The organism is Halonotius sp. GCM10025705 (assembly GCF_042662885.1).
Lineage (GTDB): Archaea > Halobacteriota > Halobacteria > Halobacteriales > Haloferacaceae > Halonotius > Halonotius aquaticus.
In genome coordinates, this window is record NZ_JBHSZD010000001.1 from 2,023,479 (window position 1) to 2,039,075 (window position 15,597).

Consider the following 15,597-nt stretch of genomic DNA (forward strand, 5'->3'; position numbering starts at 1 on the left):
CGCACCAAATGAACCCGTCACTACGTGCCGCTGGCTGGCTGCTCGCGTTTGCCATCGTCGTCGCCGGCGCGGTACCGTGGTTTCTCTGGGGGAACAGCCAACTGATCGGTGGCCTCCCGCTGTGGCTGTGGTGGCATATCGGCTGGATGATCGTCGCCACCGCCGTCTTTGCGGCCTTTACCCGCCATGGGTGGGATCAGTATCTGGGAGGCGTTGATGCCTGCCCAGCCCTGCTGTCCGGCGGCGGGCTGTCGACAGCGGCGACATCGGTTGAGTTGCTGGTCGTTGTGGGCTACCTGCTTGTCGCCCTCGTAGTCGGACTGCTTGCCTACCGACTGACCGGCACCGACGCCGAGGACTACTACCTTGCGAGTCGATCGCTCGGTACGCTCGTCTTGCTGTTTACGACCTTTGCGACGCTGTTGTCGGCGTTTACCTTCTTTGCGGGCCCGAACCTCGCGTACGCCCAGGGGCCTGAGTGGATCCTGTGATGGGAACGATGGACGGGATCCTCTTTGCGATCCTGTGGTATCTCATCGGCTACAAACAGTGGCTGATCGGCCAGCAGCACGGCTACGTCACGCTGCCGGAGATGCTCGGTGATCGTTTCGGCTCCACCCGGCTTCGCGGGCTGGTGGCTGGTGTGAGCCTATTTTGGCTCTTTCCGTACGTGATGCTCCAACAGATGGGTGCCGGCGAGGCGTTGGTCGGCCTCACCGACGGCGCGGTGCCCTACTGGGGTGGGGCCGCGCTGATCACGGTGTTCATGATTCTCTATGTCGGCCTCGCGGGGATGCGCGGGGTGGCGTGACCGATACCATTCAGGGGCTGTTCATGCTGGGCGTGATCTGGATCGCCGTCGCGTGGGTGCTGTCGGCGATCGGCGGCCCCGCGGTCGCCGCCGCCGGACTGGAGGTGAACAACCCGACCTTCCTCGCGTTGGGGAGCAGTTTCTACACCCCACAGTATATCATCTCGACGGCCGTCGTCATCGCCTTCGGGGTGACGATGTTTCCGCAAATCAACCAGCGATTTTTCGTCGCTCAATCGGCAGCGGTGCTGAAACGCTCATTCACGCTGTGGCCGGTGTTGGTGCTGCTGCTGTTCGTCCCGGCGTTCCTGTTGGGGACATGGGCGGCTGGCCTCGGGGTGAGTGTGCCTGAGGGCGCGAACGTGCTGCCGGTGTTGCTCGGGGAGTACACCCCGGCGTGGTTCGCCGCGCTCGTGATCGCCGGCGCGATGGCGGCGATGATGTCGTCGTCGGACTCGATGCTGTTGTCGGGGTCGTCGTACTTCACACGGGATCTCTACCGGCCATTTGTCGAGCCTGCGGTGACAGCCGACCGGGAAGCATGGCTCGCCAGAGGCGGCGTCGTCGCCTTCGCAACCGGAACCTTCCTCGCCAGTCTCACCCGCCCGGGGACGCTGATCCAGGTCGGCAGCACCGCCTTCGGCGGTTTTGCGCAACTCGCGTTGCCGGTCATGGTCGCCCTCTACTGGCCGAAGACAACGCGACTCGGGATGCTCGCCGGGATCGGCGGGAGCCAACTGCTGTATCTGAGTCACGTCTTCGTGCCGACGGTGCCGGTCGATATCGGTGGCGTCACCATCGCGCTGTTTGCGCGAACGTACGGTGGCTGGGACGTTGCTCTCGCTGGAATGGCACTGGGGGCGGCACTAACCATCGGTGTCTCGTGGGTGACCACAGCCGGCATCGACGAAGCAGCCGAGCGATTCGTCGTCAGCGCGGATTGAGGCGACGCCAATCTGCTCGCTTCAGTGTTAGGAACCCTACGTCGACCACCGGAGAGAGGTGGCCATCGGGTACGGTGAGCAAGTGTGGTGACTAATAGCACACATAGCGCACAATAGAGTAAATCCAGTTTGTCCTAATATATTAGATAACAGCCGTTGTTTCAAACTTTATATCGTGTACACCTGAACAATCATTACTGTTTTCGCCCAAAATTTTATTACTCGTTGACTACTTGTGCCACCTGCAAGGACGAAAGGATTGACGTATGAGTTCAACAAACCTCCACGGCACCGGGCAGCCGACGATGACGCCGACAGCCGGGCCGACCGATCCGACCGGCGAGGGCGCAACGATTCCGGAAACGATCCCACAGGCCGAACGGACGGTCTACCGGGACAGCGACACCGTCATTCGGGTTCATCCAGCAACAGCGGGCGACGACGCGCTGTGTGTCACGCTGTACGTCCCACTTGATGAGGTGACGGCGTCGATGACGCCAGCACATGCCTCCATCTGGCGCGAGCAGTCCTTCGAGACCGGCGCAAACACCGTTGATGCACTCCCAGCGGAGCTGTACGAGCTGTACAGAGAGACGGTCACCGAACTCACCGAGCGGTTCGCCGTCTCGATCAGCGAGCCGACGAGCGGCTACGGGCGGTGTCACCGTCGTCACGACGGCCCCGGGATCGTCTCCTTCCGCACACGGCTGCGGTAGCCGTGAAACTGCGGGGCTTGTTGGGGAGTATCCCCAGACTTATTTGGGTATACATCGCACCTTCGCTATGGTCTATCGGTGGCGGTCTCGGCAGGCTGCCTACACGGTGTGGGGAGCCCAGCGAGAGCCGATGGCCGAGGAGATCAAGCAGCATCTCTTCGACCATCACCAGGATTATCTATCGCATGAGGATCCGGGCGTCAGCTGGGAGTGTCCCTACTGCGATCGATCGGAGATCAGCTACGACGAGGAAAAGACGATCCAGCATTTCAAAGACCACCTCTTCGAACACGAAGACCAGTTCATCGAGTCGGGCGTCCACGTCGCCGACGACATCGACCGGTCGGGCAATATTCTTGTGAAGGCACCACAGGGCAGTCCGGGCATCAAAAACGCCCGGATCCACTTTCTCGCGCCGGGCGATATCGTCATCCTCGTGACGACGAATCCGGCAGCAAGACTCCGGTTGCTGCGGGAAGAACTCGGCAGTTGGCCGGCGCTGACGGTCGTGTTGACAACGAAGGATAACCCCGCCGAGGACATCGCCGGGCTGGATGTCTCCGATGTGCCGATCGAGATCGTAAAGCTCAGCAAACGACTCAGCCTCTCGAAGCTCGGCAATACGATCTCACAGGTACTCGACGAACATGGGCGTTCGGAGGGGCGGATCACCGTCGAGTTCGACATCCTCTCGGAGATCATCGACAAGTTCGGCGAAAAGCCCGCGTTCAAATTCCTCCAGATCCTGACCAACCAGTTCAAAACGGTCGGCGGGATCGCCTACTATCCGCTGGATCCCGATGCCCACGACAAATCGACGCTCAGTCTCCTCAACGACTCCTTTGATCTCGTGATCCGAGCAACCGAGACCAACTTCATCGCCGACAAGGATAATCGCTGATCCCAGCGACGGCACACAGATTGATTTCACTGGAACCCCATAGCTGGGTATGCACCTCTTTTGGCACCGACGGGATCTCCGGGTTCCAGACAATCGCGGGTTGGCGGCGGCGACAGCCGACGACACGACACTGCCGGTGTATATCGTCGATCACGACATGCTTGCGCGACTCGGGCGGCGACAACGGGCGTTTATCATCGACGGCGTTCGCGCGCTCAAAGCGCGCTACCGCGAACTCGGCAGCGATCTCCTGATCAGAGCGGGCACACCAGCGACAACACTCGCATCGGTAGCCGAGCGCTACGACGCCGACACCGTCTACTACAATCACCACTATCGGCCGGCGCGACGACATCGCCACCAGCAGGTCGACGAACAGCTACCGACAGCGAGTGTGATCGATCTCACGCTCGTCGATCCCGCAACGCTGGCCCCGTCGTATCCGAATCACAGCCAGTTTCACAACGACTGGGAAGCCGAGCCGAAACCGACGCCGGCGACCGTCCGGACGGACGCATTGGCCGCCATCGACGATGCGACAACCATCGATGATATCCCGATCAGCGACGAAGCCACCGTTGACGACGAAGCCCCTGACTCGGCTGTAGCCGAGATCGATCGACCACCGGCTGGCTACGCTGCCGCCCGGGATCGATACGACACGTTTCTGGCCGACGGGATCGAGGCCTACAACGACACCCGCGATGACATGCAGGCCGCGGTGGAGCGACCGGTCGGGGCGGTCTCGCGGCTCTCATCGTATCTCGCCGCCGGTATGATCGGAATCCGTGAGGTATGGGCCGATGCAACCGAGCGATACAACGCCGCCGAGGGAAACGCCGCTCGCAACATCGACAAATACCGGTATGAGCTCTCCTGGCGGGAGCAAAACTACCACCTCCTGCACTACAATCCGACGCTGCTGACAGAGAACTACAAATCCCTCCCCAACCGGATCGCCTGGGAGAACGATCCCGACGAGATCACCGCCTGGAAGGCCGGCGAGACGGGGTATCCGCTCGTCGACGCCGGGATGCGACAGCTGAATCAGGAGGGGTATATCCACAACCGACCCCGGCAGAACGTTGCCTCGTTTTGTACCAAACACCTCCTGATTGATTGGCGGATCGGCGCGCGGTATTTCGCCGAACAACTCCTCGATCACGACCCCGCAAACAACTACGCAAACTGGCAGTGGATCGCCTCGACCGGCACCGACAGCGTCGACGTGCGGATCTTCGATCCTGTCGCCCAACTCTCAAAATACGACGCCAACGCCGACTACGTCACCGAGTACGTTCCCGAGCTTCGGGGCGTCGAACCAGCAAAGATCGTCGAGTGGCCGACGCTGTCGGCGGAGCGACGAGACCAACTCGCCCCCGACTATCCCGATCCGATCGTCGACCGCGATGCGGCCTACGAGCGCGCCCAGAGAGTTTTTGAGACGGCACTCGGCAAGCGATAGGAACACCGCTGACGCATCAGGCCGGGCCCAGAACCGGTCGAGCCAGCCGTCGAAGCAGGCCAGTGAGTCCACCGATGGCCAGCCGACCAACGCCGGTGACACCGAGCTGACGCGTGTTGAGTGCATACCGGGGTGGCTCATCGGCGGTCGTCACCGTCTCCTCGGCAACTGAATCGGCTGGCGGGTCGTCGACACGGACGATCGGCCCATCGTCGCCGGACAGCTCGATCGCCGCCTGCACCTGGCGTTCGGTGAGATCGCAACGGGCGGTGATCTCGGAGACGGTCTTCGGGCCGGCTTCAAGCGTGTCGGCGATGCGGTTGAGACGGAGCATCCGAAGCAGGAACGCACCGGGATCGAGATCGTCGACCGGATCGGTCTCGGTATCGGCGGTGTCGTACGCGAAGTCGACACGGGCGTCCAACAGCAGCCAAAGCCCCCGAGGACGGCCGCAACGGGGGCCCACAGCGTCCGGAGCAGCGGTGGCTGCCGCAGTTCGGCAACGAGCCACACGAGGCTGACGGCAAGCAGCACCACGGCCAGCCCGACAGTCACCCAGCGATCGTCGATGCCGGGCGTGTCGATGAGGAACTGGCGGGTTTCAGTGATGAGAAACGCGGTCGCCAGCCCGGCGACAAGGGCGACGTTGCCGGTAAAAACAATGACGCCACCAGCCACAAGGAGATACACCAAGAGTGTTCGGAGTGACACGCGTTGTGTAACGCGGGCGGTGAGTGTGGAGGGCATACAGAGGGCTATCGGTCGTATCGAATAAATAGGCTGTTACCCCGACTGGTTTGCCTGCCGTTTGCGTTTGATCCGGCGGTGCATCGCTCGTTCGATGATCGTGCCGTCGCCGAGTTCCTCATCGGGGTAGGGGTAAGTGCGGTCGCAGGCGTCACAGACCCAGACGTGTTCGGTCAGAATGACCCATTTGGGCACCGTTTGAATCCCGAGGGCATGCTTGTCGTGGGGGCAGTACGGCCCATGCACGTAGGTGTAGGCGGTGTCGTTGGCACTGTAGTCCGACGACCGCCACTTGCCGTACTCACCCTGCCAGAGCACGTCAAAATACTCCAGTTCGGCGGTCGTATACACCGTTTCGGGCTGATCTTTGGCACTGAACGAGTGGGGGTCGACAGTTTCGGTCTGCTGTTGCTGTCGGGACGATCGGTACTGAGAGACAGCAAAGCCAAACAGCCCCAGATAGACGAGCACTGATACCACCAGCGAGATGGCGATTACCGTCGGCAACATCGCAGAGATGGGTGCCGACGGGCGGTCAGTGCGCGGTACATAGGTGTTCGTTACCGGGTAGCACTCAAAAATACTCTGTTCGACACCACGCGTCGCTGCCGGGGAGTGTGTCGCCAGCGAGCAGTCGCTCGGGAGTTGTGAACGGTGGGTAGAAATGGGCCGGCACGAATTTGAATCGTGGTTACGGCCACCCGAAGGCCGAAGGATACCAAGCTACCCCACCGGCCCGCACTCATCGGCACGCCGCGGCCGAATTTAACCGTTATGATCGGTCCGACTCAGTACTCGGTGTAGCCGGCGGTATCCAGCCAGTTGTGGGCAACCGTGATCGTCTGATCGGCGTGCAGCGTCTCGGGGCCAACCCGAAGGCGCTGCTCGGCCTGGGCGGCCAGCAACTCGGCCTCGCGGTCGGTGAAATCGTTGTGATCAGAGAGCACGAAGACCGGATCGTCCGGGGGTGACGCCTCCGGGAGCGGCGTGCCCTCGGCGTGCAGCTGAACGACCGTTCCGTCGCTGGCAACGTCGTCAAGCGTCGCCTCGAAGCCGAGACGGTAGAGTTCCATCCCGGGGAGACCTCAGCAGGCAGATGACCGATCGCATCCTCGCGCTGGTCGAGAGCGTCCCGGATTCGGGCAGCGATGGTTCGCTCGTCGGGGTAGAGTCGCCGGAGCGTATTGCTGTCGAATCGAAGCGTGTACTCGTCGCTCACGACAAGGTGAATCCGCACATCGTCGCGGATGCCATGAGAGAGAAACACCGCCGCGCCGACGCAGCGACAAAGCACGTCGAGGCGGCCGGCTCCCGAGAGGTCGTCCAGCGAGAAGTCGGCTGTCGTTGGGGCGTCGTGACCGAGCACGATGAACTGACACATACCGGGGCGTCAACAGCGAGGGGTTTAGTGTCGACTACTCACGGTGACCGCGGCAGCACCGACACACAGTAGCCAGTAGCGGGTTTGGCAATATTTACGCTCGTATCCCGACAAAAGTATATAAAATAAATATATTAGCCAGCTTACAGTCAATATTCATCAGTATTTCCGATTTAAATCTGCGTTATCAAAATCAACGCCTAGTAACGTAAGTTAAATTGATTGCGAACAAATGTACGAGATATGAGCAACTACGCCGATTCCTTTGGGGAAGGCGGGATGAACGATCAGGTTGATGTCGACTCACTCATGCGGGAGATCGGGATCGACCGCGGGGAGATCGAATGGCGAAAGGATTTCGTCAACTTCGACGAGGAAGATGTCGCACGACTGACCAACCTTCGACCGCTGTTTGAGGCTCACACCGAGGATATCGCCGAGCTATTCTACGAGAACCTCACCCAGTACGACCAGACCGTCGAGGTGATCGGTCGCTCGGAGAAAAACGTCGAACAGCTGAAAGAGACTCAGCGAGCATACTTCGCCACGCTGGCCGGCGGCGAGTACGACTACGAGTACTTCACAAACCGCGCCCGGATCGGCAAACTCCACGACCTGTTGGAGATGCCGATGAAGCAGTACATCGGCCAGTACGGCGTCTACTACGACCTCATCCTCCCGTTGCTCACCGAGCGGACGACCGATCAACTGACCGATCGGATTCAGGGAGCCGTCGACGAAACCGCCAGCGACGACGAGATCGAGAGGATCGTCGAATCGGAGATCGACGAGCTGCGGGCCGATATCACCAGCGTCCTTCGGATCATCAACCTCGATATGCAGGTCGTCGCCGACACCTACATCCACTCCTACGGCCAGAAGTTGGAGCGCGAGATCGACCAACGCGAGCAGTTGGCCCAAGAGGTCGAAAGCGATCTCGAAAAACCACTGACCGATCTCCAGCGATCCTCCACCGAGGTCGCCCAATCCGCACAGGATATCTCCGATCTCACCGGCGAGCAATCCGAGCGCATTCACTCCATTTCCAGTGAGGTCTCCAATATGAGCGCGACCGTCGAGGAGATCGCCGCCTCCGCCGACGAGGTCGAGAACAACAGCGAACGCGCCCGCAATCTCGCCGAGCAGGGTGAGGACGCCGCCGACGACGCCATGGGTGTCATGGACGACGTGGGGGAGGCGGTCGATGATGTCTCAACCGATGTGGATGATCTCCAAGCCCGCGTCAGCGAGATCAACTCCGTCGTCGAGGTCATCAACGACATCGCCGAACAGACAAACATCCTCGCACTCAACGCCTCGATCGAGGCCGCCCGCGCCGGCGAGGCCGGCGAAGGGTTCGCCGTCGTCGCCGACGAGGTCAAATCACTGGCCACAGACTCCCAAGACCGCGCCCAAGAGATCGAGGATCTCGTCACAGCGATCGAGAAGGATACCGAACAGACCGTCGACAGCCTTGAGACGACGACCGAACAGATCGACCGCGGCGTCGAGCGCGTCGCCGAGGCGATGGAGCTGCTCGGCGATATCACCGAAGCCGTCGAGGAGACCGCCGACGGGATTCGTGAGGTGTCGGATGCGACCGACCAGCAGGCCGCCAGCTCAGAGGAGGTCGCCAGCATGCTTGACGAGCTTGTCGAGCAGGCCGACACCGTCGCCGCGGAGGTCGAAGAGATCGCCGCCGCCAACGAACAGCAGGCCGACACCATCGAAGACGTCTCCGACGCCGTGAGTCGGCTGACGGAGTAGCCGCCCGCTCGTTTTTCTTCCTCAGTCAGTCAGCCCGTAGCCGCGTTTGAACAGCCAGACGTTGAGCGCAGCGACGACGGCCGTTCCACCGGTCAGCAGTGCCAACGAGAGTTGTGGGTCGACCTCCGAGACGCCGAGGAAGCCGTACCGCACACCATTGACCATGTAGACCATCGGATTCAGCAGCGAGAAATCACGGAGCAGCGGCGTCAGATCCTCAAGCGAGTAGAAGACGGCTCCAAAGAACACCAGCGGCCGAAGCAGGAACTGGTTCATCATCGTCAGGTCGTCGAAATCCTCCGCGAGCAGGCCGCCAACGATGCCGAGACTCGAAAACAGCATCGTGATCACCAGCAGGAAGGCGACCAGATACAGCGGCTGCTCGACGGGAACCGGCTGGTAGAGCCCGCCGATGATGAAGAAGCCGAGGACGCCGATCAGCGTCCCGACCAACACGCCGCGCAACGCCGACGACAGCAGGTACGCCCAGACCATCTGGGTGTACGACAGCGGCGAGGTCAGCGTCTCGTCGATATACTCGTTCCACCGGCCGTGGAAGATCGAAAACGAGGCGTTTTCGAAGGCGTTCGACACCGCACCGAGGACGACGAGGCCGGGGAGGATGAACAGAATGTAGGGAACGCCGATGATCTCGCCGACGCGACTGCCGAGAACGACGCCGAACACCGAGAAATACAGGACATTGGTGATAAACGGCGGCACGAAGGTATTCTTCGGTCGACGGACGTAGCGGAGGATCTCGCGTTTGACCAGCGTGTAGAAGCCCGTCGGGACGCCTGCGGCCGCTGCCGCGCGGTCGACGACGCTCATCGCTGGCCTCCATCGGGGGCGACCTGCTGTTCAGCCCGCGGGGAGTCTGTGTCAGTGTCGTCGCCAGCGCTATCAGCGTCGCTATCGTCATCGCCCGCGTCGCAGCAGCGGTGTCGTCGTCATGCCGCGTCATCTCGACGAAGACCTCCTCAAGGGAGGTGCGGGTGATTTCGAGATCGACGATCTCGATGCCTTCGCGGTCGAGTTCGCGGACGAGTTGGGGAGCGACCAGCCCGCCGTTGCGAGCGGTGACAGTGAGTTGGTGGCCGTCGCGGTCGATAGCCTCGACGCGGTCGTCGCCGGCGAGCAGGTCAGGCAGCGTTGTTGGCGGCTCGCGGAGTTCGACCACGATCTGGTCGGTGCCGCGATCCTTCAGTTCGTCTGGCGTCGCAACCGCCCGTACCTGGCCGGAATCGAGGATCGCTACCTCGTCACAGAGGCGTTCGGCCTCCTCGATGTAGTGGGTCGTCAGCAGGATCGTCTTGCCTTGGTCGTTGAGATCGGTGACCAGTTCCCAGAGGTCGCGGCGGAGTTGTACGTCGACGCCTGCTGTGGGTTCGTCGAGAATCAGGAGATCCGGATCGGTGATGAGCGCCCGTGCCAGCAGGAAGCGGCGTTTCATGCCGCCGGAGAGCCAATCGAAGCGGGTGTCACGTTTGTCGTAGATGCCGACCTGTTTGAGCACCTCGTCGGCCCGTGATTTGGCCTCTTCGGCGGGGATCCCGTGGTAGCCGGCTTTGTGCTCTAGAACTTCGCGGATCGGGAAGAACCGGTCGACGTTGAACTCTTGGGGAGCCAAGCCGATGGCGTTGCGCGTCTGTTGGTAGTCGGCCTCAACGTCGTGGCCGAAGACGCGGGCGGTGCCGCCGGACTTCCGGACGAGGCCGACGAGAATGTTGATAAACGTCGTTTTGCCCGCGCCGTTGGGGCCAAGCAGGCCGAAGAAACTCCCCTCAGGGACGGTCAGCGAAACGCCGTCAAGGGCAGTTACGTCGTCGTACTCCTTGCGGAGGTTTTCGATATCGAGGGCTGGCTGGCCGCTCATTGTCTGCGCTCCTTGTTGGGTCGCGTTGGCCGTCTCATCGCGGCTTGCTGCGGTCGATTGTGACAGCAAGTAGAAAGAGGGGTCGTCCGGTTGGCTCCATCCATATCGTGATACTACAATACAGCAGGTAGGCGTAAATGCCCCCGATCCGTGCGGCGGCGACCCACGGCGACGAAGGGCAAGACAATTGTCGCCGCCGACGTTGCCGACTGTATGGACTTCCTTGCGGATGCCCGCGCGGTCATCGACGCCGGCCCAGTCTGCGATAGCTGTCTGGGCCGCGTGTTCGCCGACCGGAGCTTCGGGCTCTCGAACGCCGACCGCGGCGAGGGGTTGCGAACCGCCGTCGCCCTCGCCGACGACGAGCCCTACGAGGCGGTCGCCCCTGCAGACTGCTGGGTTTGTGATGGCGAATGCGACCGCTTCGAGGAGTGGGCCGATCGGGCGGTCGCCGCGGTTCAGACCGTCGAGTTCGACACCTACCAGGTCGGCACCCGAACACCGCCGCTGATCGAGGAAAACGACCGCCTGCTGCGCGAGGACGCCGGGCTCGATCCGGACGCCGGCGAACTGTTCAAATCGAATTTCAACCGGGAGGTTGGCAAGCGAATCGGTCGACAAACCGATACCGAGGTCGACTTCGGCCGCCCCGACATCCAGTTCACACTCGATCTTGCCACCGATCGCGTCGACAGCCAGATCAACTCCGCATTCGTTTACGGCCGGTACCGCAAGCTCGAACGCGATATCCCCCAGACTGAGTGGCCCTGCCGGGAGTGTCACGGCAGCGGTCGGCGGCGCGGCGAGCCGTGCGATCACTGCGACGGCGAGGGGTATCTCTACCCCGAAAGCGTTGAGCAGTTGACCGCGCCCGTCGTCGAGGAGGCGATGGAGGGCACCGACGCAACGTTCCACGGCGCGGGCCGGGAGGACGTGGACGCGAAGATGCTCGGCACAGGCCGGCCATTCGTGATCGAGGTCGAAGAACCACACCGCCGCCGGGCCGATGTCGACGAACTGGAAGCCGACATCAACGCCTTCGCCGACGGGAAGGTCGAAGTCGAGGGGCTGCGGCTGGCCGGCTACGAGCTGGTCGAGCGCGTCAAGGAACTCGACGCCTCGAAAACGTACCGAGCCGCCGTCGAGTTCGATGCCGACGTGAGCGAATCCGCGCTCGCCGACGCAATCGCCGAGATTGACGGCGCGACGATCGAACAGGAGACCCCCAGCGCGTCGACCATCGGCGGGCGAGCAAGACCCGCACCCGCGAGGTGCTGTCGGCGAGCGCGGAACACGAGGACGCCCGCCATGCGACGGTCGATATCCACGGCGAGGGGGCCTCTACATCAAGGAACTCATCTCCAGCGACGACGGCCGAACCGAGCCAAGTCTCGCCGGTATTCTCGGCGTCGACGCGACGGTGACCGCACTCGATGTCCTCGCCGTCGAGGGCGCGGAGGAACCCTTCGAGCGCGAGGAATTTTTCATCGATAGCGACGAGGACGACACGTAGACAGCGATGTCACCGTATCAGATCGGCGTCGACGAAGCCGGTAAAGGGCCGGTCTTGGGCCCGATGGTCGCTGCCGCAGTTCGCGCTGATGAGACCGACCTCCCCGACGGGATCGACGACTCGAAGCAACTCACTGCCGCAAAACGCGAGTCAATAGCGACACAGCTCCGCGAGTCGCCGGCGGTCGAGGTCGGCGTCGGCGTCGTCACCACCGACGAGATCGATGATCCAGAGACGGATATGAACAGCCTGACGGTGGCTGCACAGGTGCGAGCACTGGGCGATGTTGCAGCCGACGGCGACCACGCGCTCGTCGACGCCGGCGACGTGTCGGAATCACGGTTCGCGCGTCGAGTGCAGGAGGGTGCCGCCGACGCTGGAACCGATACCAGGGGCGGTGTCGCTATCGACGTGACAGCCGAACACGGTGCCGACGAAGCCAGTCGGCAGTGGGCGCTGCCAGCATCGTCGCCAAAGTTGAACGCGACAGCCGGATCAACGCCCTCAACGAGGAGTACGACAGCGACATCGGCAGCGGCTACCCGAGCGATCCGACCACCCGCGCGTTTCTCGCCGACTACGTCGACCGCCACGGTGAGCTGCCGGCCTGTGCGCGTGCGTCGTGGGCGACCGCCGAAGACGTGTTGGCTGCGGCCGAGCAGTCCGACCTGGGGGAGTTTTAGCGGAACGGCGGCAGTCGCCAGCCGTAGGCGATCAACAACAGGACAGCGACAGCACCGACACCAAACGCCGCCGGTGGCGCGTCAATAGCGATCAGCATCCCACCGACGGTTGCGATACCGATGGCACCGATCACAAATCCGCTGCCGAACTGCGAGATCGCTCGCAGCACGCCACCAAGGCCAGTAGCATCCTGCTGTTGGAGCTCTTCACGAACCACCCGTCTGACCGCGGCTTCGGTCTCAGGATCAAGCGCTGTGTCGTCGTCAGTGGAGGGCATGAGCGATGCTTTGACAGCGAACAAAAAGAGCGTAGGGGTTAGCGTTTCGTCAGCAGGTTCCGGAGGATGTCGCCGTAGGCCGGGCGGGTGATGAAGACCCCGACCAGCACGCCGAGGATCGTGAAGATGGCAAAGCCACGGAGATCACCCAACGAGAGCACCGCCAGCGGCGACATGGCGATAATCGTCGTTGCGGCGGCGACGCCGATGACCCAGAAGGCCTTCTTGAACCGCGAGCTGAAGACGCGATTACTGGAGACATCGCCCTCGGCCATCACCCCATCGGCGATGATCACGAGGTCGTCGACCCCGGTACCAAGGACGGCGATAAAGCTCGCAATGACCGATAGATCCAGCGGGTAGCCGAGGTAGGCGGCAAAGCCAAGCAGGATCAACACCTCGGAGAACGCCGTCAGGATCATCGGCAGAGCGACCTGCGGTTCGCGGTAGCGGGCGAAGACGACCCCGGAGACGGTGAGGATGGCGAGAATCCCGATGATCAGCGAGTCGGTACGGAAGTTCTCACCCTGGGTCGGCGAGACAAACGAGGTCGTCCCTTGATCGATCGCCAGCGGGGCCGGCAGCGCGCCAGCCCGGAGGTTGATGGCGATCTCTTGGGCCTCTTCGAAGGAGGTCGTCGTCAGCACGAAGCTTGGACTTCGGGCCCAGTCGCCGGTTCGCATGCTGTTTGCGAGGTCGCCGTTCATCCCGAAGGAGTTGATGACCTCGCCGTCGACGACGAGTTGGAGACACGGATCAGTGTTCTCCGGGTTCTCCTCGTAGCGACAGGTCGAACCACCCTGTTGGGCGACACCGGTCTCAACGACGGTCGACTGGAATGTTTCAGCGATGCCGTTTTCCTGCCGGATCGAGACCGGGACGCGTGGGTTCGGGCTGCGGTCGTCGGGTTGGCGAGCGTTGCTGATCGAGGCGAAGTCATTCTGCGTCAACACGGCGCGTTCGGTGGTGTACTCGCCGTCACCGTTGTTGTCGTGGTAGATGTCGATCCGAACGTTCCCGCGTTGCTCGATCAGGTCGATCACATCGCTTCGATCTTGCCCCGGCACCTCGATCAGGATAAAGAAGCCGGTGCCGTCGGTGACCTGCTGGACGCTCGCTCCCGAGAGCCCGGCCTGATTGACCTTCCCTTCGATGACGTTGATCGCCTCATCGCGGGTCTCCTGGGTGAGGCCATCGCGGATCGTCTCGTAGCTGTAGCCCGTCGCGTCGAGGGCGTCGGCGAACTGTGATTCCGAGATGTCGGGGTTGACCACCTCAACGGTCGGCCCGTTGATCGTCCCGCGTCTGACTGTCACATCAGTCGTATCGCTGTCAGGGAGTTCGGCGGCGACCGCGGCCGCGACGTTGGTGGTGGATTCGTTGGCGATCTCCACGTTTTCGGCGGTCATCCCGATCAGTGGCGCGCGGATGCGGGTGCCGCCGGCGAGATCAAGGCCGTACTGGAGGTTTGTGAGTCGATCGCCGGTGGTCGCGTTCTCACCGCCGACGTTTGTCTGTGGGGCCATCGTCGGCGAAAACACCACAAACAGCGAGATGAGCAGGATGACCGCCAGCAGCGTCAGCCGCCAGTTGGATTTGAGCTTCTCGATCATGCTTTCACCCCGCGGTTGACATACCAGCGCAGCAGACTCACGTTCAACAGATAGGTGTTCATCAGATCGGCAAGCAGGCCGACAACGAGGACGATCCCGATGGCGGTCATGATCTGAATCCCGAAGAGATACGCCGCGACGGTCATCACGGCCATCGCTGCGATCGAGGTTAGCGTCATCGTCACCCCGGTTCGCATCGCCCGGCTGGTCGACTCATAGAAGTCACCGGACTCCCGGAGAATGCTGTTGTTGAGCAGAATATCCGAGTCGACGCTGTATCCGATCAGCATGAGCAACGCGGCGACCGTCCCGAGTGAGAGGTTGATCCCAAGCAGGTTCATCATCGCCAGCGGCAACATCACGTCCGAAAACGCCGAGGCGATGACCGCGACCGACGGCGCGATGCTGCGGAACATCACGAACACCAGCACACTCATCCCGAGGAAGGCGACGAGCACGCCGCCGAGAGCGATCGTTTGGGTGTTCGACCCGAAGCTTGGCGACACCGAGGAGCTGGCCTGGATCGAAAAGCCGGCCGCCTCGGCCTGTTGTTCTAAGACGGTGAGTTGATTGCTGCCGTCAGGCGTCTCGACAGCCCCCTCGGAGAACGTGAGAATGTAGGTGCCGTCGGCAGCAATCTGCCGGACAGACGACGGTTCGGCACTGAACGCCGTTTCAATCTGTTGGGCGGCGTTGCCGCCGGGGTCATCGATCCGAATCTCCGAGCCGCCGACGAACTCCAAGCCGAGATTCGCCGGCGCGCCGGTAAACAGATACCAGCCACCGATCACGAGCAGCGCGACCGCGAGCAACGCCAGCGGCACCGCCACCAGTTGGCGGTTCGAATACTGGGTGTAGTCGACGGTCGGTACCGAAAGCTGAGCCATATTGTCGGTGGAATA

The 15,597-nt window shown here is 62.2% G+C and carries 10 protein-coding genes, 1 tRNA gene and 6 pseudogenes; 8 read left to right on the forward strand and 9 right to left on the reverse strand.

Translation table 11 applies throughout. The features are described 5' to 3' along the window. Nucleotides 1–8: 8 nt before the first annotated feature. The 5 genes and pseudogenes from ACFQJB_RS11300 to ACFQJB_RS11320 form a co-directional block, all read left to right on the forward strand. Nucleotides 9–182 (forward strand): annotated as a pseudogene (locus tag ACFQJB_RS11300) (DUF3311 domain-containing protein); the annotation flags it as partial. A 66-nt stretch (nt 183–248) separates the two neighbouring features. Next, nucleotides 249–1,755: pseudogene (locus ACFQJB_RS11305) on the forward strand (sodium:solute symporter family protein). 266 nt (nt 1,756–2,021) lie between these two features. Continuing rightward, nucleotides 2,022–2,471: a hypothetical protein gene (locus tag ACFQJB_RS11310; protein ID WP_379727350.1), complete on the forward strand. Its 450-nt coding sequence runs from the start codon at nt 2,022–2,024 to the stop codon at nt 2,469–2,471. A gap of 67 nt (nt 2,472–2,538) precedes the next feature. Then, nucleotides 2,539–3,372: a DUF7504 family protein gene (locus ACFQJB_RS11315; protein ID WP_120103673.1), complete on the forward strand. Its 834-nt coding sequence runs from the start codon at nt 2,539–2,541 to the stop codon at nt 3,370–3,372. Between the two features lie 49 nt (nt 3,373–3,421). Then, nucleotides 3,422–4,837 carry a cryptochrome/photolyase family protein gene (locus tag ACFQJB_RS11320; protein ID WP_379727354.1) on the forward strand — a complete coding sequence of 472 codons (1,416 nt, stop codon included), beginning with the start codon at nt 3,422–3,424 and terminating at the stop codon, nt 4,835–4,837. A gap of 16 nt (nt 4,838–4,853) precedes the next feature. On the opposite strand, the gene ACFQJB_RS11325 is transcribed toward ACFQJB_RS11320, so the two are convergent. The 4 genes and pseudogenes from ACFQJB_RS11325 to trmY all read right to left on the reverse strand — a co-directional run bounded on the left by ACFQJB_RS11325 (nt 4,854) and on the right by trmY (nt 6,965). Then, the gene (locus ACFQJB_RS11325) at nt 4,854–5,261 is read right to left on the reverse strand and encodes a hypothetical protein (RefSeq protein ID WP_379727357.1); all 408 of its coding nucleotides are present in this window, start codon (nt 5,259–5,261) and stop codon (nt 4,854–4,856) included. Between the two features lie 359 nt (nt 5,262–5,620). Further along, nucleotides 5,621–6,094: a hypothetical protein gene (locus ACFQJB_RS11330; RefSeq protein WP_120103676.1), complete on the reverse strand. Its 474-nt coding sequence runs from the start codon at nt 6,092–6,094 to the stop codon at nt 5,621–5,623. A gap of 155 nt (nt 6,095–6,249) precedes the next feature. Next, nucleotides 6,250–6,322 (reverse strand) — tRNA-Pro (locus ACFQJB_RS11335). Between the two features lie 50 nt (nt 6,323–6,372). Further along, a pseudogene (gene trmY / locus ACFQJB_RS11340) lies at nt 6,373–6,965 on the reverse strand (tRNA (pseudouridine(54)-N(1))-methyltransferase TrmY). A gap of 243 nt (nt 6,966–7,208) precedes the next feature. On the opposite strand from trmY, the gene ACFQJB_RS11345 reads away from it, so the two are divergent. Then, complete coding sequence (locus ACFQJB_RS11345) at nt 7,209–8,732, forward strand: globin-coupled sensor protein (protein WP_379727361.1); 1,524 nt, start codon at nt 7,209–7,211, stop codon at nt 8,730–8,732. A gap of 21 nt (nt 8,733–8,753) precedes the next feature. Here ACFQJB_RS11345 and ACFQJB_RS11350 read toward each other — a convergent pair whose 3' ends face one another. Together ACFQJB_RS11350 and ACFQJB_RS11355 are read right to left on the reverse strand one after the other, a co-directional pair. Next, nucleotides 8,754–9,563 carry an ABC transporter permease gene (locus ACFQJB_RS11350; protein WP_379727365.1) on the reverse strand — a complete coding sequence of 270 codons (810 nt, stop codon included), beginning with the start codon at nt 9,561–9,563 and terminating at the stop codon, nt 8,754–8,756. 100 nt (nt 9,564–9,663) lie between these two features. Further along, a pseudogene (locus tag ACFQJB_RS11355) lies at nt 9,664–10,608 on the reverse strand (ATP-binding cassette domain-containing protein); the annotation flags it as partial. Between the two features lie 213 nt (nt 10,609–10,821). Between ACFQJB_RS11355 and ACFQJB_RS11360 the strand changes: the two are divergent. Both ACFQJB_RS11360 and rnhB read left to right on the forward strand, forming a co-directional pair. Beyond that, nucleotides 10,822–12,121 (forward strand): annotated as a pseudogene (locus ACFQJB_RS11360) (tRNA pseudouridine(54/55) synthase Pus10). 6 nt (nt 12,122–12,127) lie between these two features. Next, nucleotides 12,128–12,804 (forward strand): annotated as a pseudogene (rnhB, locus tag ACFQJB_RS11365) (ribonuclease HII). Here rnhB and ACFQJB_RS11370 read toward each other — a convergent pair. From ACFQJB_RS11370 to secF, 3 genes are read right to left on the reverse strand one after another with little or no spacing between them, the layout of a single operon-like run. Then, a complete protein-coding gene (locus ACFQJB_RS11370) occupies nt 12,801–13,082 on the reverse strand; it encodes a hypothetical protein (RefSeq protein WP_379727368.1) in 282 nt (93 codons plus the stop codon). The pseudogene rnhB and the gene ACFQJB_RS11370 overlap by 4 nt on opposite strands. A 38-nt stretch (nt 13,083–13,120) precedes the next feature. Next, on the reverse strand, nt 13,121–14,692 hold the full coding sequence (locus tag ACFQJB_RS11375; protein WP_379728038.1) for a preprotein translocase subunit SecD: 1,572 nt from the start codon (nt 14,690–14,692) through the stop codon (nt 13,121–13,123). Then, a complete protein-coding gene (gene secF / locus ACFQJB_RS11380; protein WP_379727371.1) occupies nt 14,692–15,582 on the reverse strand; it encodes a protein translocase subunit SecF in 891 nt (296 codons plus the stop codon). Before secF ends, ACFQJB_RS11375 begins: the two co-directional genes overlap by 1 nt. Nucleotides 15,583–15,597 lie beyond the last annotated feature (15 nt).